At 63.3% G+C, this 14,798-nt stretch carries 14 protein-coding genes and 1 pseudogene; 9 read left to right on the top strand and 6 right to left on the bottom strand.

The annotated features are described in order from the left end of the window. Window positions 1-163: 163 nt before the first annotated feature. From BB28_RS18690 to BB28_RS25850, 3 genes are all read right to left on the bottom strand, one after another. Window positions 164-556 carry a hypothetical protein gene (locus BB28_RS18690; protein WP_046254599.1) on the bottom strand — a complete coding sequence of 131 codons (393 nt, stop codon included), beginning with the start codon at window positions 554-556 and terminating at the stop codon, window positions 164-166. Further along, on the bottom strand, window positions 553-1,266 hold the full coding sequence (locus BB28_RS25855) for a helix-turn-helix domain-containing protein (protein WP_225422056.1): 714 nt from the start codon (window positions 1,264-1,266) through the stop codon (window positions 553-555). The genes BB28_RS18690 and BB28_RS25855 overlap by 4 nt, the downstream gene beginning before the upstream one ends. 120 nt (window positions 1,267-1,386) lie before the next feature. Then, on the bottom strand, window positions 1,387-1,605 hold the full coding sequence (locus BB28_RS25850; RefSeq protein WP_046255972.1) for a hypothetical protein: 219 nt from the start codon (window positions 1,603-1,605) through the stop codon (window positions 1,387-1,389). A gap of 235 nt (window positions 1,606-1,840) precedes the next feature. On the opposite strand from BB28_RS25850, the gene BB28_RS18680 reads away from it, so the two are divergent. Then, entirely contained in the window at window positions 1,841-2,380 is a 540-nt protein-coding gene (locus BB28_RS18680) for a helix-turn-helix domain-containing protein (RefSeq protein ID WP_046254598.1), read from the top strand. Window positions 2,381-2,393: 13 nt separating this feature from the next. On the opposite strand, the gene BB28_RS18675 is transcribed toward BB28_RS18680, so the two are convergent. Further along, window positions 2,394-3,848 (bottom strand): recombinase family protein, encoded by a 1,455-nt coding sequence (locus BB28_RS18675; protein ID WP_234801011.1) that lies wholly within the window; start codon window positions 3,846-3,848, stop codon window positions 2,394-2,396. A 258-nt stretch (window positions 3,849-4,106) separates the two neighbouring features. Between BB28_RS18675 and BB28_RS18670 the strand changes: the two genes are divergently transcribed. Next, a complete protein-coding gene (locus BB28_RS18670; protein ID WP_046254596.1) occupies window positions 4,107-4,436 on the top strand; it encodes a DUF4333 domain-containing protein in 330 nt (109 codons plus the stop codon). A gap of 68 nt (window positions 4,437-4,504) precedes the next feature. Here BB28_RS18670 and BB28_RS18665 read toward each other — a convergent pair whose 3' ends face one another. Continuing rightward, entirely contained in the window at window positions 4,505-4,795 is a 291-nt protein-coding gene (locus BB28_RS18665) for a WhiB family transcriptional regulator (protein ID WP_030096777.1), read from the bottom strand. Window positions 4,796-5,156: 361 nt separating this feature from the next. Between BB28_RS18665 and BB28_RS18660 the strand changes: the two genes are divergently transcribed. The 3 genes and pseudogenes from BB28_RS18660 (at window position 5,157) to BB28_RS18650 (ending at window position 8,049) form a co-directional block, all read left to right on the top strand. Beyond that, window positions 5,157-5,984: a hypothetical protein gene (locus BB28_RS18660; protein WP_046255971.1), complete on the top strand. Its 828-nt coding sequence runs from the start codon at window positions 5,157-5,159 to the stop codon at window positions 5,982-5,984. An 89-nt stretch (window positions 5,985-6,073) separates the two neighbouring features. Next, complete coding sequence (locus BB28_RS18655) at window positions 6,074-6,655, top strand: sigma-70 family RNA polymerase sigma factor (protein WP_046254595.1); 582 nt, start codon at window positions 6,074-6,076, stop codon at window positions 6,653-6,655. After that, window positions 6,648-8,049, top strand: a pseudogene (locus BB28_RS18650) (anti-sigma-D factor RsdA). Before BB28_RS18655 ends, BB28_RS18650 begins: the two are co-directional and overlap by 8 nt. 16 nt (window positions 8,050-8,065) lie before the next feature. Here the strand turns inward: BB28_RS18650 and BB28_RS18645 are convergent. Continuing rightward, window positions 8,066-8,470, bottom strand: coding sequence for a DUF5319 domain-containing protein (locus BB28_RS18645; protein WP_005056069.1), 405 nt, complete (start codon window positions 8,468-8,470; stop codon window positions 8,066-8,068). 163 nt (window positions 8,471-8,633) lie between these two features. On the opposite strand from BB28_RS18645, the gene guaB reads away from it, so the two are divergent. The 4 genes from guaB to guaA all read left to right on the top strand — a co-directional run bounded on the left by guaB (window position 8,634) and on the right by guaA (window position 14,796). Then, window positions 8,634-10,169 carry an IMP dehydrogenase gene (gene guaB / locus BB28_RS18640; protein ID WP_030096781.1) on the top strand — a complete coding sequence of 512 codons (1,536 nt, stop codon included), beginning with the start codon at window positions 8,634-8,636 and terminating at the stop codon, window positions 10,167-10,169. A 26-nt stretch (window positions 10,170-10,195) separates the two neighbouring features. Continuing rightward, window positions 10,196-11,332, top strand: coding sequence for a GuaB3 family IMP dehydrogenase-related protein (locus tag BB28_RS18635; protein ID WP_030096782.1), 1,137 nt, complete (start codon window positions 10,196-10,198; stop codon window positions 11,330-11,332). Between the two features lie 92 nt (window positions 11,333-11,424). Next, window positions 11,425-13,182, top strand: coding sequence for an FAD-dependent oxidoreductase (locus tag BB28_RS18630; protein WP_046254594.1), 1,758 nt, complete (start codon window positions 11,425-11,427; stop codon window positions 13,180-13,182). A 45-nt stretch (window positions 13,183-13,227) separates the two neighbouring features. Continuing rightward, window positions 13,228-14,796, top strand: a complete 1,569-nt coding sequence (guaA, locus tag BB28_RS18625; RefSeq protein WP_046254593.1) for a glutamine-hydrolyzing GMP synthase — start codon at window positions 13,228-13,230, stop codon at window positions 14,794-14,796. Window positions 14,797-14,798 lie beyond the last annotated feature (2 nt).

The raw sequence follows: 14,798 nt of genomic DNA, 5'->3' as shown, positions 1-14,798 counted from the left end.
CGGGACTAGCACAGGGGGAGCGTCATTCCCCCAGGAGGACAGAAGATCTCACCCCGTGCGCTAGCGAGTACGCACCATCGCGGGGAAGTGGACGTGATGCGTACAGCTCTTGGGAGGATTTACCTCTCTACCCTGTAGTACATGGGGGTAACAGAGGTACTGGTCAGGGGGTGTCGTCCTCGAACCAATCCATCAGCTCGCGGTCGTCTTCGTCGGGGTGTTGGTAGATCACCGGCTGGCCGTTGCTCTCCCTCGGCGGTACACCCTGCCTCGGCGGGGTGATACCGATCTGGATGAACTGGGCATCCCGTCTCGCGTTCCGCTCCCTGCGAAGTCTTGCCATGGAATGCCTAGCGCGGTCTCCACCGGCCTGGCGGCACGGCGGGCACAGCTTGGGGTAACTTCCCCCGCCTACATCGGGCTTGCGGCCCGTCACCAGGTGCCCGCACCGCGTGCACTTGCCGTAGTAGATCCTCATCCCCCAGAACTGGACCACACAACCGTGCTTCGTGGTCCATGCGCTGACCTTATTCGTCAGATCACTATTCTCTGTCATCGGATTAATTCCCCGGTAATTTCGTCTTTGTACACGGCGAAAGGATCGCCAGACTTTGGCAGTGGCTTATTCGATGGCCAAGGAATAGCTAGCGCCAGTTGGTTCGCTTCCCATTCGGGAGTTCCGTGTAAGAGAAATCTTGGAACTCCCCATGGATCTTCCTTGCCGCTAGATGCGGCAGTTCCTATAACTTCCACCTCCACCGGGAGGTGGTGACCCTCAGGGGAACCACCGACAAGGTTCTCTTCATGCTTCGGGTCTTGTACCCGAAGCTCTAAAGGATCTGTTCCATGATCTGATACTAGGATCTGATTAGTGTCGGCCAGCGCCGACATATATGTGTCGTCTACCGGCGACATATGTGTGTCGGCTGGGGACGAACTATGTGCGTGCGGAGCATCGGGTACCAACGCGTATCGGGAGTACTTCCGGGCGTAGCCGCTGCCCTTCTCAACCTCCCGAATCCATCCACGCTCTATGAGTGAGCGCACAGCCTCGGATGCGGTAGTGCGTGTTATGCACGCCTCTTCTGCAATTCTCTCCGACCCTGGATAGGAGTCTTCTCCGGCCTCATTTGAATGGTTGAAAATCGACAATATAACCCGAAATTCAGACAGTGTGAATTTGTGTCCATTAGTGCGTTTCAGCCATTCCAATTTAGAGAACTTGCGGTTATCGACTAGCGTCACGCCGAATGCCCTCCAAGGCATTAATTTCGTCACGGAGCCGCACAAGCTCCGCAGCATCCATCAACAGGAACCGGGACCGGCTCGCCGTAGGCGTCACCCGGTAGTTCACCTTCTGGGCCTTACGGTCCCACTGTTTCTCGATCATCGAACCCATACCGACGCCTCCGCACGTCCGAACATCATCGTTGTGTCAGGTACTACTTCACACGCGGCCAACGAGAGCCCGTGCTCCGCAATGAACTCGCGAATCACTACGTGGGACGGGTCATCGTCCCGAACCAACGGAGAGCGGTAAACCTCTATCCGTTCGGTGTCCCCGTGGGCATAGAGCCACAGGGGCTCATCTATCTCAAGAGTCACTGACTCAAGTGTCTGCAAACTAATCCCCCTTGTGGCGGTGTGTATTTGAGCGCGGCTCGCTCTCGTCTCCCCACGGGCAAGGTACCTCAGGGGAGTATGCGGGCTTTCACCTGCCCGCTGGGTCTCTATTCGATTTTCAAGGCTCTGATCATGATCGACATTAGATTGACAGACATATGTCTGTCAAGCAGTTGTCGAACCGACAGGTGTTGGGACAGCCGTATATAATCGGCGCATGGCAAAGAAGGGGAACCGGCGAATACCAAAAGTGGGCGTCTACCAGGAACTAGGACCATGGCAAGTGGCCTTCTTCTGGCCGGATGACGATGACCAGGGAGGCCCTACAACCGTCACCATCAAGCCGACCGACGATGCGACCGACGAAGAACTAATCGGCGGGTTGTCATCGACATGGCTACGTCAGATTGACTTCCGCGCTGCACGCGAAAAGTGGTTAGACGCAAAGAAATTCTTCGATACACCTGACGAGATGCACAACCTCCGCACGGAGCAACTCCAGAGGGTGCTAGGACGCGAAGGCGTGTCAGATGGCTACCTGGCGAATCTCGCAGACGCATACGTACATCTGGTCAGGTCGGGCGAGCGGTCGGTAGCGGTCAAGTTGGCAGATATGACCGGCAGATCCTCGGACACCATCAAGCAACACCTACACCGGGCACGCAAGGCTGGGATGCTCACCACTGTGCCGGGAAAGGCTGGAGGCCAACTCACTCAAAAGGCTCTCGACGCCATACGTGAAGCCAATCGGGCGTAGCGCATGGCAAGGATTACAAGCCATCCGCGCCGACTGTTGCACCCTCGTCGTCATCCATCGTCTTCAGTCGTTCTATCGCCTCAATCGCAGACTTCCCGAGCTTGAGTTGCTCCTCAAACTTCTTGAGATCACCCCAGTCCAGGCCCCAGGAGATGGCACCGGATGAATTGTCATACGTCATACGGACATTCATTGACCGAAGCCATACGTTCCGGCTTTCGGTGTCCTGGTTGCTCCACCAGTTCGCGAAGATCTCACCCGTAGGTCTCCAGACCCACCCGGAGGGCCTGACGGCCTCTGACGACAACGCGGCCTGCCTGACGGCTAATGTCTCGATTCGGGTGTCTAGTGCGCTTCTCTGCGGAGTTCCAACCTTGTAAGGCCCTGTCCCCACCAGCCCCGTGAGATCCTCCAACATCTCATTGATATCCGATAACTCCGCCGAGTGATCAGACCCGGTGTCCCAAACGCGTTCTAGCCGTTCGGAATCCCCGAAGAGATCGAGAAGATTCTCGTTTAACGCCTCGTCTGCTAGATCCATACGGAATGTGAGGTTTTCACAACTCTTACTCCGGGCGTTGCTGGAGCATCGGTAACGGGGGCTCTTGCTGTGACTACCACCGTTGAACTGGTAGGCGGGCTGTTGGCACACACCGCAATACAGCACGCGCAGTAGTAGAGAGGAGCTTCGTTTGGTTGGCTGCCCACGCCTGGACCTGCTCTCAAGTTCCACCTTTACCCGGTCGAATACCTCTCGGCTGAGTATCGGCTCGGCTCGGATGATGGGGGAGCCGTCGTCGTTTCTCAATGGCTTGAAGTCGGATATGACGTATCCGAGCATCGCCTCACTGGTCAGGGAGCGCTTGAGCGGCGTTACGTTCCACTCTGCCTTGCCCTTGGGAGTGGGGATGCCCCGACTGGTCAAATCATGGGCTATCCGCTGGAGTGGCTCTCCCGTGAGTACTCGTGCCACCACTTCGTTGACCAACTCGACTTGTTCTGGGTCCGGGACTAGACGCCATTCGCCGCTGGCATTACTGGAGACATATCCCCACGGTGGTTGTCCACCACGCCACCTTCCGGCGCGGATGTTGTGCCGAGCGGCTGAGGAGTTTCGTTCCCGGATGGCTTCCAATTCCATTTCGGCTACAGTGCCGATCAGCGCGATAAGCACCGGGGCGAACGGGGTAGTCATATCGAAATGAGGTTCGGTGGCCGAGACCACCAACTTGCCGTTGTCCTCAGCCCAGTGGACCAACTTTTGGAGGTGTCGCAGAGATCGGGTCAGTCGGTCTACTCGATACACAACGATGACATCGAACGGCTCTACCTCGTTGGCTAGCCAACGGGAGGTGTTCGGTCTGCGCTTTCTGTCAAACGGGTCTACCGATCCGGACACGTCGAGATCCTCGGCATGGCCGACCACCTCATACCCACGGTCATTACATAGACCCTGGCAAATCTCCATCTGGCGCTCAGGGCTGGTAGTAGCCTCGGTGACACGTGAAAGCCTGGTCACTATGAGGGCGCGGTTGGTCCCATTTTCCATGGCTGTAATCTTGCACTACCGAGACCGCAATTGTCGATAAGCCGGCCGAGGAAGCAGATCACGGGCACGGCCACCACGGCCACGCCCACTAGATAGCGCTACGAAAACACCCCCGGCCTACGAGGACCCGGGGGTGTTTTCGTCTGTCGGAGGTTTACTGAACAGATGGCTACTCAGATGTCACGACTGACGGCGGTTGCGCTGGCCGGGCTGTTGCTCTCGGGCTGCGAGGCGAACTTCAGCCTGGGTTCGTCGTCCCCTGAGCTCGCCAAGGCGAGGCTGGAGCAGGGGCTCAAGGACGGAATCAAGGACAAGACCGGGGTCGCGCTCACCAGTGCCTCGTGTGACGGGCCGCTGAAGGGTGAGAAGGGTGCAACGCAGCGGTGCGCGGTCGTCGACGGAGAGGGAAAAACCATCGGCGTCACGGTCACCGCGACCGCGGTAGAGGGATCGCAGATTTCGTTCAACTGGAAGGTCGACGACCAGTCGGCGGGTTCCTCCGCCTAGGTCGATCTCCGCAAACGTTGGGCCCCCGCCGCCATCTGGTCGCGGGGGCCCAACGCGTGCTGTACGTATTACGCGGAGCGACGTATCCCGCGGCGCAGGATCAATTCGCGCTCGGACTCCGAAAGTCCACCCCAGATTCCGTAGGGCTCGGCGACGGCCAGCGCATGTGCGCGGCACTGCACCAGCACCGGGCATGCCCGGCACATCTCCTTGGCCTTCATCTCGCGTTGTGCGCGGGCGCGGCCGCGTTCACCGTCGGGATGAAAGAACACTGACGAATCGACCCCTCGGCAAAGGCCCTTCATCTGCCAATCCCAAATATCTGCGTTGGGCCCAGGCAATTGCTGTGGCTGCGGCATGTGGTTAACCCTCTCGCTGCGCGCGCAGTCGACCTGCGCGTGAGTGAAGTAGCACCAGACGTGTCGCCGATGACAAGCGGTGTACACAAAGTAGGTGCGCGGTCGAAATCCAGTCAATAGGCGATGATCATGGCAACATCACGTCATTAGGTCCAGAATTAACATCACGTTCATCGTCTTTGCTCTTCGTTGGTACGTAACGCTCGCTCACCTGCGTGGTCAGCTCGTTTTGGCCGTGGGTTTTCCGTTTCCTTAACGCGGCGTTCGGCAACTGTTTACGCCATCCGTTGACGTGGATTTAACATCCGCTGCATCAACTGTTAACTCCATTTCTTGGGGAATTGGTACCGTGACCGCGCCCATGGTGACTTCCCGATCGTCCGCAGCCGCCGCGCTTACCGCCGCAGCCTTCGGTCCGCTTCCAGCAATCTGGCCACTGCCTCCCGCCGCCACGCCCGAGGATGTCTGGCTGCGTGCCGTGGCACTCGGGGGAGCCGGACGCTATGCCGCCGCGCATGCGGAGCTGAACGCCATCGCGGTGTCTCGGCCCGGCGGCTTGGCCTCGCGCACGCTGAGCACACGCGCATCCCTCGTGCGTCAGCTCGGGTGGCACGCACAGGCGCGTGGGTTGGACGGCCGAGCGTTGGCGATGGCCGATGCTGATGCGGAGGCTCGATCCGATGCGCTCATCGGGTTGGCGGCCGATGCGCTGGGACTGGCGCGGTTCCCGCTTGCTCAGTCTTTACTGGATCAGGCTGAGTCGTTGTCTGCGCACGGTGATGTTCGTTGGCCGTGGCGCCTGCCTTTGCGGCTGGCCTGGGTGCGCGCCGAGCTGGCGATGGTCTCCGGCGATGGTGCGCGATCGCTACGGTACGCCCGTACCGCCGAACGTCTCGCGCTCGACGTGCCTTCGGTAAGACACCAGGTCAAGACGGCGATGGTGCTGGCGGCAGCCCTCAGCAGTGCTGGTGATTTCGACGAGTCCGCGGCCGTCGCCGCCCGCGGATTGCAGGCCGCAACGGCGAATGCACTGGTGCCGCTGCGCTGGGCGCTGGCGGCGATGTTGGCGAGTCTGCCCGCCTCCGGGGAGGCAGGGCAAAGCCGTGAAGACCTTGTTGCTGTTCGCCGCGACTGTGCTGCCTGGATAGCCCATGCGGGCGGCCGTTGGCGTCTCGAGGAGGTGGACTAAATGCGTTCCCTCTCTGCAGCCAACGCTATTGTCCTAGGTAACAGCACCACCACGGTGCATCACACGTAACGCTGGGGAATGCGCAGTCGATGACAAGTACGGAGAGCGGGCTCGACGACGTCGTTGCTGCTGCCGTCAAAGGCGATCGCGACGCGCTCTCTGAGGTACTTAGTGCCATCCGGCCCGTCGTGGTGCGATATTGCCGCGCGCGGGTCGGCACTGCGGAAAGAAGTGGTCTCTCCGCGGACGATGTTGCGCAGGAGGTGTGTCTCGCGGTGATCGCAGCGCTGCCTCGCTATCAGGATCAGGGACGCCCGTTCCTGGCTTTTGTGTACGGCATTGCCGCGCACAAGGTGGCCGATGCGCATCGTGCGATGGCTCGAGACAAGTCCGATCCGGCTGAGAGCCTTCCGGAACAGTTCGACCGTCATGCGGGGCCCGAGCAGGAGGCGTTGAACTCCGAGTCGGCGCGACGGATGCAGGCCCTGCTGGAAGTGCTGCCCGAGAAACAGCGCGAGATCCTGATCCTTCGGGTCGTCGTCGGTCTGTCGGCGGAAGAGACCGCCGATGCGGTGGGTAGTAGTGCGGGCGCGGTGCGGGTGGCGCAGCACCGGGCGTTGCAGAGACTGAAGGCAGAGATGACGCGGGCGGGCGGTGATCACCGTGGCTGATGGACGCGGATGGTTCCCCGGCGGCCAGGGCTGGCAGGAGAACGAGGGTCCCGAGGACCTCGCGGCACTGCGGCGCACCAACCGGATGATCGATGCCATCGCGGCAGATCTGCCGGTGGCGACTTCCGATTCCGACGAGTACGCCGTGGCGATGATGTTGGCGGCGTGGCGCGAGGATGTTGGGCGCGAACCGATGCCGGCCAAACCCACTCTGGGGCAGGCGCGTAACGCGCTGCGTGAGCGTGGTGGCCGTTCGCGGCTGCTGGCCACGACGGTGGGTTCGGCCGCCGCCGTCACCTTGCTCTTCGGCGGATTCGGTGCGGCGGTTTACCAATCGCATCCCGGTGACGCCTTGTATGGGCTGCGTACCTCGTTGTTCGGTGCGGGCCCGACAGTGCGCACCGATCCTGTGGTGCTGTCGGCGCAGACCGAACTCGCCCAGGTGGAAAAGCTTATTTCCCAAGGTGATTGGGAAGGCGCGCAGCAGCAGCTCGGGGTGGCCGCCGCGCGTGTCAACGAGGTCGGCGATGCCCAGCAGAAGGCCGAACTGGCCAGCCGGGTGCAGCAGGCGGAGGTCAGGATCGACGCCAAGGACCCTGTGGCGACGGTGCCGCCGGAGATGGCGACCGAGACTCCGCGAATCATGCTGTCACCGCCGGTGATTGCGGCCACCACGACCTCGACCACTTCTCCGACGTCGGTATCGACCTCGGCGTCGGATACGACGTCCACGTCCACGACGCCGTCCACATCCACGTCGGAGACGACCGCCACCACCTCGGCGCCGACGGAGACCACCAGCTCTCCCGGTTCGACATCGACGAGCACTTCCGGCTCCGCTGGCTCCACGTCGACCTCGACACCGTCGATATCGACATCAACGGCTACGTCGACCCCGTCCATCGTGACGGAGACAACGACGGCGCCCTCGACGCCCGTGACGTCCACGTCCGTCCCCCGGGGTGACGACGTCGGTGCCGAGCGTGACGGTCAGCACCGTGGTGCCGTCGACGGCGTCGATCGTGACCGCCCCGACGACTCCTGGCGGGGTGACCATCGTCACCACCCCGCGCGGAGCCGCCGACACTCCAGTCATCACCGCGCCGACGACGATTCAGGCGCCGTCGCCGATCACTCGCACCCCGGACAACCCGGTGCCGATCTTCCAGGCACCCGTGAATAACCCCGGCTCCATCAACAGCCCGGGCTCGATCAATAGCCCGGGCTCCGGAAGCATCAATGGGTTCCCCGGCGGTGGCGGAAGCGCGGGCTCGGGTGCGGACGGTCCGTCGCGGCATGCGCCGCCGATGACCTCGGCGCCGGTGGCGCCGGCCAATCCCGGGGGTGGGTCGTCAAGCCACGGCGGCGGCTCGGGCACGAGCGCCGGCGAGTAAGCCGAAAGCGGCTAAATCAGCGGAATCCGTCGCGGTCCGTCGCTGCTTCGTTGAGTGAGGCATCTGCGTATCCGCGGCAATAATCCCAGGTCACATAGGCCTCGGGCTCGGGATCGAAGGCAGGTTCGTGCGGACGGACGGTTCCGTCGACGAGCAGCTGCAGCAGATTCGCGCGGAGCATGTCCCAGTCGTGATAGTGGTCCTGCTGGCACTCGTCACAGCAAACGACTAGCCCGCGAATTCCCTTGTGGGCGAGTAGTGCCTCGTAGACCGCGAGATCCGCGAGATCTTCCTCGACCGCGATTCGCTCCTGCGGGTCCAGCGGCTGGCCCGGCTCGATCGCATCGAGCGCGGCCGACGGATCATGGGGATCGTCGGCGAAGGGGTCAGGTGGCAATCCCGGCGGAAAGTGGTCGCGCACACTCTTAGAGTACGCAATTCGCGGGTTCGCGCGCCAGCTCACCTGGGGCATGTCCGGGGATATCGAGAACGAGGCGAGCCGATAGGATGGTCATAATCCGCTCTATTGCGCATCCATTGCGCACTGGGGATGTATACGACGGCTATCTGGCATGGAGGCTTGAATGACCATTGCGGCAGGGTCCGTCCACACCGGCGGCGACGATCCGCACAAGGTCGCCATGCTCGGTCTGACCTTCGATGATGTGCTGTTGCTGCCCGCGGCATCGGATGTGTTGCCGAACGGTGCGGACACCTCGTCTCAGCTGACCAAGCGGATCAGGCTCAATGTCCCGCTGGTCAGCTCGGCGATGGACACCGTGACCGAGGCCCGGATGGCCATCGCCATGGCGCGTGCCGGCGGGATGGGCGTGCTGCACCGCAACCTGTCGCTGGAGGATCAAGCCGGCCAGGTCGAGACCGTCAAGCGGTCCGAGGCCGGCATGGTGACCAACCCGGTGACCTGCTCGCCCGAGAACACCCTGGCCGAGGTCGACGCGCTGTGTGCGCGGTTCCGGATTTCCGGTCTGCCGGTGGTGAATCCTCAGGGCGCGCTCGTGGGGATCATCACCAACCGGGACATGCGGTTCGAGGCCGATCTGTCCAAGCCGGTCGCCGAGGTGATGACCAAGCCGCCGCTGATCACCGCGCGCCAGGGAGTGACCGCTGACGCTGCGCTGGGGCTGTTGCGGCGCAACAAGATCGAGAAGCTTCCCATCGTCGACGGCGACGGCCGCCTGACCGGACTCATCACGGTCAAGGATTTCGCGAAGACCGAGCAGCATCCCAATGCCACCAAGGACAGCGACGGACGGCTTCTGGTCGGCGCCGCGGTCGGTGTGGGCGATGACGCCTGGACGCGGGCCATGGCGCTCGTGGACGCGGGTGTCGATGTGCTGATCGTGGACACCGCGCACGCGCACAACCGCAAGGTGCTGGACATGGTGGGCAAGCTCAAAGCCGAGGTGGGCGAGCGCGTCGACGTGGTCGGCGGGAACGTCGCGACCCGGTCGGGTGCGGCGGCGCTCATCGAAGCGGGCGCCGACGCGGTGAAGGTCGGCGTGGGTCCGGGCTCCATCTGCACTACCCGTGTGGTGGCCGGTGTCGGTGCACCGCAGATCACCGCGATCCTGGAGGCCTCGGCGGTCTGCCACCTGGCCGGTGTTCCGGTGATCGCCGACGGCGGCATGCAGTATTCGGGTGATATCGCCAAGGCGCTTGCCGCCGGTGCGTCCACGACGATGCTCGGGTCTCTGCTGGCGGGCACCGCCGAGTCGCCTGGTGAACTGATCTTCGTCAACGGCAAGCAGTTCAAGAGCTACCGCGGCATGGGGTCCATGGGGGCCATGCAGGGACGCGGTGCGGCCGGGAACACCGGGCGGAGCTACTCGAAGGACCGCTACTTCCAGGACGACGTGTTGTCCGAAGACAAGCTGGTGCCCGAGGGCATCGAGGGCCGGGTTCCGTTCCGCGGCCCGCTGTCGACGGTCATGCATCAGTTGACGGGCGGCCTGCGTGCCGCCATGGGGTACACCGGGGCGTCGAGCATCGAAGAGCTGCAGCGCGCTCAGTTTGTACAGATCACCGCGGCCGGGCTCAAGGAGAGCCATCCGCATGACATCACCATGACGGCCGAAGCGCCGAACTACTACGTGCGTTAACAGTCGGCACCGCAAAGGAAGTCAACATGCGTGACCTCGTCGAAATCGGCATGGGCAGAACAGCTCGTCGTACCTATGAACTCGATGACGTAAACATTGTCCCGTCGCGCCGCACGCGTTCCTCGCAGGACGTGTCGACGGCGTGGCAGCTCGATGCCTACCGCTTCGAGATTCCGGTGGTGGCGCACCCGACCGACGCGCTGGTTTCGCCGCAATTCGCCATAGAACTCGGGCGGGCCGGCGGGCTGGGTGTCATCAACGGTGAGGGATTGTGGGGCCGACACGCCGATGTCGAGGCCCGCATCGCCGAAGTGGTCGAGGTCGCCCAGAAGGAGCCGGAACCTTCCGCCGCGATTCGGCTGTTGCAGCAGTTGCATTCGGCGCCAATCGATCCCGAGCTGCTGGCGACAGCCATCGCCGAAGTCCGCGGTGCCGGAGTGACCACCGCCGTGCGGGTGAGCCCGCAGAATGCGCAGCTGCTCACCCCGCACTTGATCTCTGCCGGTATCGACCTGCTGGTCATCCACGGCACCATCGTGTCGGCCGAGCGGGTGGCCCGTGACGGCGAGCCACTCAACCTGAAAACCTTTATCTCCGAGCTGGATATCCCCGTCGTCGCCGGTGGCGTTATCGACCACCGCACGGCGCTGCATCTGATGCGCACGGGTGCTGCCGGTGTCATCGTCGGGTACGGGCAGACCGCGGGTGCGACGACCAGCGGAGAGGTGTTGGGCATCAGTGTCGCGATGGCGACCGCCATCGCCGACGCCGCTGCAGCCCGCCGTGAGTATCTCGACGAGACGGGCGGCCGGTACGTGCATGTGCTGGCCGACGGCGACATCCACACCTCGGGTGACCTCGCGAAGTCCATCGCCTGCGGTGCCGATGCCGTCGTACTGGGGACGCCGCTGGCCGCCGCCCAGGAGGCCGCCGGTGACGGGTGGTTCTGGCCGAATGCTGCCGCGCATCCCTCGCTGCCTCGTGGCGCACTGCTGCAGGTGGCGGTGGGGGAGCGGCCGCCGCTGAGCGAGGTGCTCGTCGGGCCTTCCGATGACCCGTTTGGCACGTTGAATCTTGTTGGTGGGCTCCGTCGTTCGATGGCGAAGTCCGGATACTGCGATCTGAAGGAATTTCAGAAGGTCGGGCTGACCGTCAACTCTTAGACATGTGTCTACTTAGGGTGACCTAATTTACATTACCCCCCTCGTTGTATTCCATACTGGGCAGTAACGTGACCATGCGGAGGTAGCCAACGATGTCATCACCGGCAGCAGTCCCTGTGAAAGCTGAAGCAGATACCGACTTTGACGTCCTCATTGTCGGATCCGGATTCGGCGGGAGCGTCACCGCCATGCGATTGACCGAAAAGGGTTACCGCGTGGGCGTCCTGGAGGCCGGCCGCCGGTTCTCGGACGAGGAATTCGCCGAGACGTCGTGGAATCTGCGCAAGTTCCTCTGGGCGCCGATGTTCAAGTGCTTCGGGATTCAGCGGATCCACCTGCTGAGCAACTGCATGATCCTGGCGGGTGCCGGGGTGGGCGGTGGATCGCTGAACTACGCCAACACCCTGTACGTGCCGCCGGAGCCGTTCTTCAGCGATCCACAGTGGCGGGGCATCACCGACTGGCGTTCCGAGCTCTCGCCGCACTACGAGCAGGCGCAGCGGATGCTCGGTGTGGTGAAGAACCCCACCTTCACCGACGCGGATCGGCTCATCAAGGAAGTCGCCGACGACATGGGCGCCGGTGACACCTTCGTCGCCACCCCGGTGGGTGTGTACTTCGGGCCCGAAGGCGCCAAGGCGCCCGGAGTCAAGGTGGCCGATCCCTACTTCGGCGGTGCCGGGCCCGACCGCGTGGGCTGCACCGAGTGCGGTTCCTGCATGACCGGTTGCCGGGTCGGAGCCAAGAACACCCTCGTCAAGAACTATCTGGGACTGGCCGAATCCTCTGGCGCCCAGGTCATTCCGCTCACCACTGTCACCGCTGTCGAGGAGGGCGCCGACGGAATATGGCGAGTCTCCACCAAGACCACCGGTCGCTGGATGCGCAAGCGACGCAAGACCTACACGGCCAAGTATGTGGTGCTTGCGGCCGGGACCTGGGGCACCCAGAACCTGCTGTTCAAGATGAAGGACAAGGGCCTGCTGCCCCGGCTGTCACAGCGCCTGGGCGTGCTGACCCGGACCAACTCCGAATCCATCGTCGGTGCAGGCCGATTGGAGTACAAGGACGATTTGGACCTCACCCATGGAGTGGCCATCACGTCGTCGTTCCACCCGACCAGCGACACGCATATCGAGCCGGTGCGCTACGGCAAGGGTTCCAACGCGATGGGTCTACTGCAGACCCTGATGACCGACGGAGACGGCGAGAAGTCGCGGTGGCGTCAGCTCATCGAGGCCGCCCGTGCCGATCCGAGGGGCACCTTGCGCATGCTCAACGTGACGCAGTGGAGCGAGCGCACCGTGATCGCCCTCGTCATGCAGCACCTGGACAACTCGATCACCACCTTCACCAAGAAGACGCTGTTCTGGCGGCGCCTTGACAGCAAGCAGGGCCACGGCGAGCCCAACCCCACCTGGATTCCCGCGGGCAACGAGGCCACCAGGCGACTGGCCGCCAAGATCGACGGTGTGGCCGGTGGCACCTGGGGCGAGCTGTTCAACATCCCGCTGACCGCGCACTTCCTGGGTGGGGCCGTGATCGGAACGAGCCCGGAGGACGGTGTCATCGATCCGTATCACCGCGTGTACGGCTACCCGACCATGTACGTCGTGGACGGTGCGGCCATCTCGGCCAACTTGGGCGTCAACCCATCGCTGAGCATCACCGCACAGGCCGAGAGAGCGGCGTCGTTGTGGCCCAATAAGGGCGAGACGGATCTGCGGCCGGAGCAGGGTCTGCCGTATCAGCGGATGGCGGCGGTTCCCCCGTCGCACCCCGTCGTCCCGGCAGGTGCGCCCGGTGCATTGCGGAGTCTGCCGATCGAACCCGTGCGGTCGGTCAGCTAGTCCCCCGCAAGCGGGAAGTAGCCCCAGCGCCACTAAGCTAAGCCGGTGGCGCAAACGGAGCAGCATGGCGACCGACCGGTTCTGGTCATTGACTTCGGGGCACAGTACGCGCAGCTGATCGCGCGGCGCGTGCGTGAGGCGCGGGTGTTCTCCGAGGTGATCCCGCACTCGGCGAGCATCGATGAGATCAAGGAACGCAACCCTCGGGCCATCGTGCTGTCCGGTGGTCCATCGAGCGTCTACGAAGAGGGTGCACCTCAACTCGACCCCGCCGTATTCGACTTGGATGTTCCGGTTTTCGGTATCTGCTACGGCTTTCAGGCCATGGCGCAGGTGCTCGGCGGAACCGTCGCACACACCGGCACCAGCGAGTACGGCCGCACCGAGCTGAAGGTCGTGGGCGGAGACCTGCATGAGGGCCTGCCCGGCCTTCAGCCCGTGTGGATGAGCCACGGCGATGCGGTAACCGAAGCACCCCAAGGTTTTACCGTGGTCGCCAGCAGCGAAGGTGCTCCCGTGGCGGCTTTCGAGGATCGGGCACGGCGTCTGGCCGGGGTGCAGTACCACCCAGAGGTGCTGCATTCGCCGCACGGACAGCAGGTGCTCAGCCGCTTTCTGCATGAGTTCGCGGGCATCGAATCGGCATGGACGGCAGCCAATATCGCCGAATCGCTGGTCGAGCAGGTGCGCACGCAGATCGGAGACGGGCGTGCGCTGTGCGGGCTGTCCGGCGGGGTGGACTCAGCGGTGGCGGCGGCCCTGGTGCAACGCGCCATCGGCGACCGCCTGACCTGTGTGTTCGTTGACCATGGGCTGCTACGCAGCGGTGAGCGGGCGCAGGTGGAGCACGACTTCGTGGCGGCTACGGGCGCCAAGCTGGTGACTGTCGATGTCGCGGAAAAGTTCCTGGGTGAGCTTGCCGGTGTCAGTGACCCGGAGACCAAGCGCAAGATCATTGGCCGTGAATTCATCCGGGCGTTCGAGGGCGCCGTCTCCGATGCGATCGGCAACTCGGAGGATGGCATCGAGTTCCTGGTGCAGGGCACGCTGTACCCCGATGTCGTCGAATCCGGGGGCGGCAGTGGCACTGCCAACATCAAGAGCCACCACAACGTGGGCGGGCTCCCCGAAGATCTGACCTTCACCCTGGTGGAGCCGCTGCGGCTGCTGTTCAAGGACGAGGTCCGCGCGGTAGGCCGTGAACTGGGTCTGCCCGAGGAAATCGTTGGCCGCCAACCATTCCCGGGGCCCGGGCTGGCCATCAGGATCGTCGGTGAGGTTACCTCCGATCGGTTGGACACCCTGCGCCGTGCCGATGCCATTGCGCGCGAGGAACTTACCGCCGCTGGTCAGGACCGCAACATCTGGCAGTGCCCGGTGGTGCTGTTGGCCGATGTGCGCTCGGTTGGGGTGCAGGGCGACGGACGCACCTATGGGCATCCGATCGTATTGCGGCCGGTGTCCAGTGAGGACGCGATGACCGCTGACTGGACCCGCCTGCCTTATGAGGTGCTGGAGCGGATTTCGACGCGAATCACCAACGAGGTTCCCGAGGTGAACCGGGTAGTGCTGGATATCACCAGCAAGCCGCCCGGCACCATTGAATGGGAGTGAGC

Origin of the sequence: Mycobacteroides chelonae CCUG 47445, from assembly GCF_001632805.1 — a bacterium.
In the GTDB taxonomy this organism is placed as follows: domain Bacteria; phylum Actinomycetota; class Actinomycetes; order Mycobacteriales; family Mycobacteriaceae; genus Mycobacterium; species Mycobacterium chelonae.
Note: the sequence above shows the minus strand (reverse complement) of the source record. Positions and strands in the feature narration are given on the sequence as shown.

Excerpts from the sequence above, each read along its gene's own strand:
- BB28_RS18690 (WP_046254599.1), bottom strand. The coding sequence starts at position 556 with ATGACAGAGAATAGTGATCTGACGAATAAGGTCAGCGCATGGACCACG.
- BB28_RS25855 (WP_225422056.1), bottom strand. The coding sequence starts at position 1,266 with ATGCCTTGGAGGGCATTCGGCGTGACGCTAGTCGATAACCGCAAGTTC.
- BB28_RS18680 (WP_046254598.1), top strand. The coding sequence starts at position 1,841 with ATGGCAAAGAAGGGGAACCGGCGAATACCAAAAGTGGGCGTCTACCAG.
- BB28_RS18675 (WP_234801011.1), bottom strand. The coding sequence starts at position 3,848 with ATGGAGATTTGCCAGGGTCTATGTAATGACCGTGGGTATGAGGTGGTC.
- BB28_RS18670 (WP_046254596.1), top strand. The coding sequence starts at position 4,107 with ATGTCACGACTGACGGCGGTTGCGCTGGCCGGGCTGTTGCTCTCGGGC.
- BB28_RS18665 (WP_030096777.1), bottom strand. The coding sequence starts at position 4,795 with ATGCCGCAGCCACAGCAATTGCCTGGGCCCAACGCAGATATTTGGGAT.
- BB28_RS18660 (WP_046255971.1), top strand. The coding sequence starts at position 5,157 with ATGGTGACTTCCCGATCGTCCGCAGCCGCCGCGCTTACCGCCGCAGCC.
- BB28_RS18655 (WP_046254595.1), top strand. The coding sequence starts at position 6,074 with ATGACAAGTACGGAGAGCGGGCTCGACGACGTCGTTGCTGCTGCCGTC.
- guaB (WP_030096781.1), top strand. The coding sequence starts at position 8,634 with ATGACCATTGCGGCAGGGTCCGTCCACACCGGCGGCGACGATCCGCAC.
- BB28_RS18635 (WP_030096782.1), top strand. The coding sequence starts at position 10,196 with ATGCGTGACCTCGTCGAAATCGGCATGGGCAGAACAGCTCGTCGTACC.
- BB28_RS18630 (WP_046254594.1), top strand. The coding sequence starts at position 11,425 with ATGTCATCACCGGCAGCAGTCCCTGTGAAAGCTGAAGCAGATACCGAC.